The organism is Roseateles sp. P5_E11 (assembly GCF_054049355.1).
Genome location: NZ_JBFUMO010000500.1, coordinates 1 through 4300, shown reverse-complemented (window position 1 = coordinate 4300; position 4300 = coordinate 1). Strand labels below are relative to the sequence as shown.

Genomic DNA, 4300 nt, shown 5'->3' with positions numbered 1-4300 from the left:
CAACAACATGGCCCATATCAACCTCAGCCGCGAGGCCGATGTGATGTTGGTGGCGCCTGCGAGTGCCGATGCCATCGCCGCGCTGGCGCAGGGCAGGGCGGACGATCTCGTCAGCCTGACGGCGCTGGCCCGCCGCATCGCTGAGTGCCCGCTGCTGGTCGTGCCGGCGATGAACCGAGAGATGTGGGCTCATCCCGCCACACAGCGCAATGTCGCGCAGCTCAAGGCCGACGGCGCGACCGTCATCGGCCCCGCCAACGGCGACCAGGCCTGCGGCGAGATCGGCGACGGCCGCATGCTGGAGGCGCAGGAGATCTTCGACGACGTCGAGGCCTTCCTCGCGCCCAAGACGCTGCTGGGCAAGAAGCTGCTGATCACGGCCGGCCCGACCTTCGAGCCCATCGACCCGGTGCGCGGCATCACCAACCACAGCAGCGGCAAGATGGGTTTCGCCATCGCCCGCGCTGCGGCCGAGGCCGGCGCCGAGGTCACGCTGGTGGCGGGCCCAGTGCACCTGGCGACACCGCGCGGCGTGCAGCGCATCGACGTACAGAGTGCGCAGCAGATGTTCGACGCCGTGCTGCCGCTTGCCACCCACCAGCATGCTTTCATCGCGACGGCAGCGGTGGCTGACTGGCGCCCCGCCCAGGCGCACGAACACAAGCTGAAGAAAGCCGAGGGCGGTGCGACCGCGCCGACCATCGCGATGGCCGAGAACCCGGACATCCTCGCCGCGGTTGCCAAGCTGCACATGCCCCCTTACTGCGTCGGCTTTGCTGCCGAAAGCGAAAAGCTCGCAGAACACGCCGACGCCAAGCGCCGCCGCAAAGGCATCCCGCTCATCGTCGCCAACCTCGGCCCGGCCACCTTCGGCCGCGACGACAACGCGCTGCTGCTCATCGACGAGCAGGGCCAGCGCGAATTGCCCCGGGCCGACAAGCTCAGCCTGGCGCGCGAGCTGATGACCGAACTTTCCAAAAGACTCTGATGACCCCGATTGATTTGCAAGTGCTCGACGCCCGCATGGCCGAGCAGATCCCTGCCTACGCCACGCCCGGCAGCGCCGGCCTCGACCTTCGCGCCTGCCTGAGTGAGCCCATCACGCTCGCTCCCGGCCAGACGACGCTGATCCCTACGGGCCTGGCCATCCATATCGCCGACCCGGGCCTGGCGGCCATCATCCTGCCGCGCTCGGGTCTGGGCCACAAACACGGCATCGTGCTGGGCAACCTGGTCGGTCTGATCGACAGCGACTACCAGGGCCAGCTCATGGTCAGCTGCTGGAATCGCGGCCAGACGGAGTTCGTCATCAAGCCCTTCGAGCGCATCGCGCAGCTGGTCATCGTGCCGGTTGTGCAGGCGACCTTCCGTCGCGTCGACAGCTTCGACTCGTCCGAACGCGGAGCAGGCGGCTTCGGCTCGACCGGCAAGGCATAAGCAGGGCGCCAAGACGCGCGCACTGAACCGTATTTCGGGCCGAGCGCCGGGCCGCTCCCTAGCCGGCCCGCAAGGCGATGTGCGTGCGGCTCGATGCCGCAAGCATCGCCGTCCCCGCGGGGGACCGACCAGACTCGCCCGCGTTCAGCGGCGCGAGGCTGGTCGAGGGGCCTCAATGCAGTTGCTCGTCCGGCGGCGCGCCGGTCTGCACCATGAAGATAGGCTCGCCAACTGAACCGGCCTCGACCTCCTGCTCGGTGGCCGCGCGCACGTCCAGCAGCGTCAGGTGCATGCGCAGGCCGATGCCGGCCAGCGGGTGATTGCCGTCGAGCACGACATGCTGAGGGTAGACCTCGGTGACGGTGTAGACCACGTCCTCGGGCATGCCTTCGGTAGCGGCGCCTTCGGGCAGGCCCTCGATCTGCAGCCCGGGCTCGACGCCGTCCGGGAACAGCCCGCGGGCTTCGAAGCAGACGAGGCCGGAGTCGTAGTCGCCGAAGGCCTCCTCGGGTTGCAGTGCGAGGCTGGTCTCGAAGCCGACCTCCTGGCCCTCCAGCGCTTCCTCGACCTTGGCAAACAGGTCGTCACCCCCCAGCAGGAATTCCATGGGCTCGGCCAGCTCGTCGATGAGCTGGCCTTGGGCATCTTCGAGTCTCCAGCGCAGGGAGACAACACAGGGGCGGGTCGCTTGCATGGGAGAGATTTTCCCACACCACCCTCGGCACAATAAGGCATGCAGATTGCCTTACCCACAGCGATGCTCGCCGGCCTGAGCCCGGAGCAGTTCATGCACAAGCACTGGCAGAAGAAGCCGCTGCTCGTGCGCCAGGCCTTCAATCCCGCGCCGTCGCCGGCTTCGCTGAAGGAGCTGGCCGCACTTGCGGCGCGCGACGATGTCGAGTCCCGCCTCGTCACCGCCTTTGATGGCGAGTGGAAGCTCAAGCAAGGCCCCATCGCGCGCCTGCCGGCGATGAGCAAACCCGGTTGGACCCTGCTGGTGCAAGGCCTGGATCAGCATTTGGCGGAAGGGCGCGCGCTGCTCGACCTTTTTCGCTTTGTGCCCGAAGCGCGGCTGGACGACCTGATGCTGTCCGTGGCCAGCGACGGCGGCGGCGTCGGTCCGCATTTTGATTCCTACGACGTCTTCCTGATCCAACTCGCCGGACAGCGCCGCTGGCGCATCGCCGCCCAGCGCGATGCCGTGCTGCGTGACGACGTGCCTCTGAAGATCATTGCCAATTTCAAGGCCGAAGAGGAATTCGTGCTGCAGCCGGGCGACATGCTCTACCTGCCGCCGGGCTGGGCGCATGACGGCGTCGCGGTCGGCTCCGGCTGCATCACCGGCTCGGTTGGCTTTCGAGCGTCGAGCGTTGAGGGTCTGGCGGCTGAGCTGCTGCCGCGACTGCTGGATGACGTCGACAGCGCCAGCAAGCTCTACGCCGACCCACGCCAGGAGGCCACCGCCGAGCCTGCCCGGGTGCCGCCTGCCTTGCTGGATTTCGCCCGCCGCGCCGTCGAAGCCGCCGTGCAGCGGCCGCAGGCGCTGGAGCGGGCTCTGGGCGAGGCGCTGACCGAGCCCAAGGCAACCGTCTGGTTCGAGCCCGGCGAACCCCTGGCGCCGGGCCGCGATGCGGTGCTCGACCGCCGCAGCCGCATGCTCTACGACGCTGCCCATGTCTTCCTGAACGGCGAGAGCTTTCGGGCTGGCGGCCGCGACGCAGCGCTGATGCGCAGCCTGGCCGACAACCGGGTGCTGGGGGCCGCCGAGGTCGCGCGCCTGTCTCCCGACGCGCGCGAGCTGCTGGACCAATGGACCGAGGATGGCTGGGTTCAGCCACAGACGCCATGAACGCACAAACTTTTGCCGGCCGGGCCGATTTCCAGCGCCTGCTCACCGAAACCCTGGCCTGGGCGGGCGCACAAGCTTGTCGTGAGCTGCACGCCTGGGACGCAGACTTCGTCGACTGGCCGCTGTCCGAAGCGGCGGCCCTGGCCGCCCTGACCATCTGGGCCCGCAACGGCCGCCAGTTACACCTGCTGGCCCTGCAGTACGACGACGTTGTGCGCCGACACCCTCGCTTCGTCCGCTGGCGCCGTGACTTCGCGCATTGCGTGACGGCTCGGGCCGTCGAGCCGGAACTCAGACTCGAAGCAGCGCCGGCGAGCTTGCTGCTGGCTGTCGGGGCCGAGTCGACCTTGAGCCTGCGGCTTTTCGACCGTCATCTATGGCGCGGCGAATTGAGCCTGGATCCGGCCGAGCGCCTGCGCGGCCTTGAATGGTTTGATGCCCTCGCACAACGCTCCAGCGACTCATTTGCGCCCACGACTTTGGGGCTCTGAGTGTTTGTGACGTGCAAACCCCTATAATCACGGGCTAGGCGAGGGAAGCGCTCGAGGTTTTCCGCGTCTTGTTCTGTCGGGGTCGGCCGTTAGTGTGCAAAAAGCACTGGCGCACGACCCCAAAATTATGGTGTGCACCGTCGTTTAAACGTTTGAGGACAAGTATGAATAAGTCGATCCTGTTGGCTTCCCTGCTGGCTGCTGCTGCTCTGACCGCTTGCAGCAAGAAGGAAGAACCCAAGGTTGAGGCCCCCGCGGTCGTGACCCCGGCTCCCGCCGCTTCTGAAGCTGCCTCGGCTGTTGCCGAAGCTGCCTCGGCTGCTGCCAGCGCTGTTGTCGACGCTGCTGCGTCCGCTGCTTCGAAGTAATCGCTTCGTCCCCACGGAAAGAGCCGTCGCTGCGCAAGCAGCGGCGGCTCTTTTCTTTTTCGCGACGCTTTGACCGGTGTTGCGAGTGCGATTACAAAACTTTGCCTGATGCGGACGCGCCGCCCGGCTCAGTTCAGCGCCACCCAGTCCAAACC

Annotated in this window: 6 protein-coding genes; 5 read left to right on the top strand and 1 reads right to left on the bottom strand. The window is 67.2% G+C overall.

Annotation, left to right across the window (positions count from 1 at the left end):
• Both coaBC and dut read left to right on the top strand, forming a co-directional pair.
• Positions 1-988: bifunctional phosphopantothenoylcysteine decarboxylase/phosphopantothenate--cysteine ligase CoaBC (coaBC, locus tag ACXJKR_RS25660; RefSeq protein WP_457325210.1), on the top strand; the 988-nt coding region annotated here is incomplete at its 5' end.
• Positions 988-1437: a dUTP diphosphatase gene (gene dut / locus ACXJKR_RS25655; protein ID WP_457325209.1), complete on the top strand. Its 450-nt coding sequence runs from the start codon at positions 988-990 to the stop codon at positions 1435-1437. The genes coaBC and dut, both read left to right, overlap by 1 nt.
• 172 nt (positions 1438-1609) lie before the next feature.
• Here dut and ACXJKR_RS25650 read toward each other — a convergent pair whose 3' ends face one another.
• On the bottom strand, positions 1610-2131 hold the full coding sequence (locus ACXJKR_RS25650) for an FKBP-type peptidyl-prolyl cis-trans isomerase (RefSeq protein WP_056196109.1): 522 nt from the start codon (positions 2129-2131) through the stop codon (positions 1610-1612).
• A gap of 39 nt (positions 2132-2170) precedes the next feature.
• Here ACXJKR_RS25650 and ACXJKR_RS25645 point away from each other — a divergent pair, with 39 nt between their 5' ends.
• From ACXJKR_RS25645 to ACXJKR_RS25635, 3 genes are all read left to right on the top strand, one after another.
• Positions 2171-3286 (top strand): JmjC domain-containing protein, encoded by a 1116-nt coding sequence (locus ACXJKR_RS25645; protein ID WP_457325208.1) that lies wholly within the window; start codon positions 2171-2173, stop codon positions 3284-3286.
• Positions 3283-3777 (top strand): hypothetical protein, encoded by a 495-nt coding sequence (locus tag ACXJKR_RS25640; protein WP_457325207.1) that lies wholly within the window; start codon positions 3283-3285, stop codon positions 3775-3777. The genes ACXJKR_RS25645 and ACXJKR_RS25640 overlap by 4 nt, the downstream gene beginning before the upstream one ends.
• Before the next feature lie 164 nt (positions 3778-3941).
• Positions 3942-4145 carry a hypothetical protein gene (locus tag ACXJKR_RS25635; protein WP_082532587.1) on the top strand — a complete coding sequence of 68 codons (204 nt, stop codon included), beginning with the start codon at positions 3942-3944 and terminating at the stop codon, positions 4143-4145.
• Positions 4146-4300: the final 155 nt, after the last annotated feature.

Bases quoted from the DNA above. Each gene is read 5' to 3' on its own strand.
- dut (WP_457325209.1), top strand. From the start codon at position 988: ATGACCCCGATTGATTTGCAAGTGCTCGACGCCCGCATGGCCGAGCAG.
- ACXJKR_RS25650 (WP_056196109.1), bottom strand. From the start codon at position 2,131: ATGCAAGCGACCCGCCCCTGTGTTGTCTCCCTGCGCTGGAGACTCGAA.
- ACXJKR_RS25645 (WP_457325208.1), top strand. From the start codon at position 2,171: ATGCAGATTGCCTTACCCACAGCGATGCTCGCCGGCCTGAGCCCGGAG.
- ACXJKR_RS25640 (WP_457325207.1), top strand. From the start codon at position 3,283: ATGAACGCACAAACTTTTGCCGGCCGGGCCGATTTCCAGCGCCTGCTC.
- ACXJKR_RS25635 (WP_082532587.1), top strand. From the start codon at position 3,942: ATGAATAAGTCGATCCTGTTGGCTTCCCTGCTGGCTGCTGCTGCTCTG.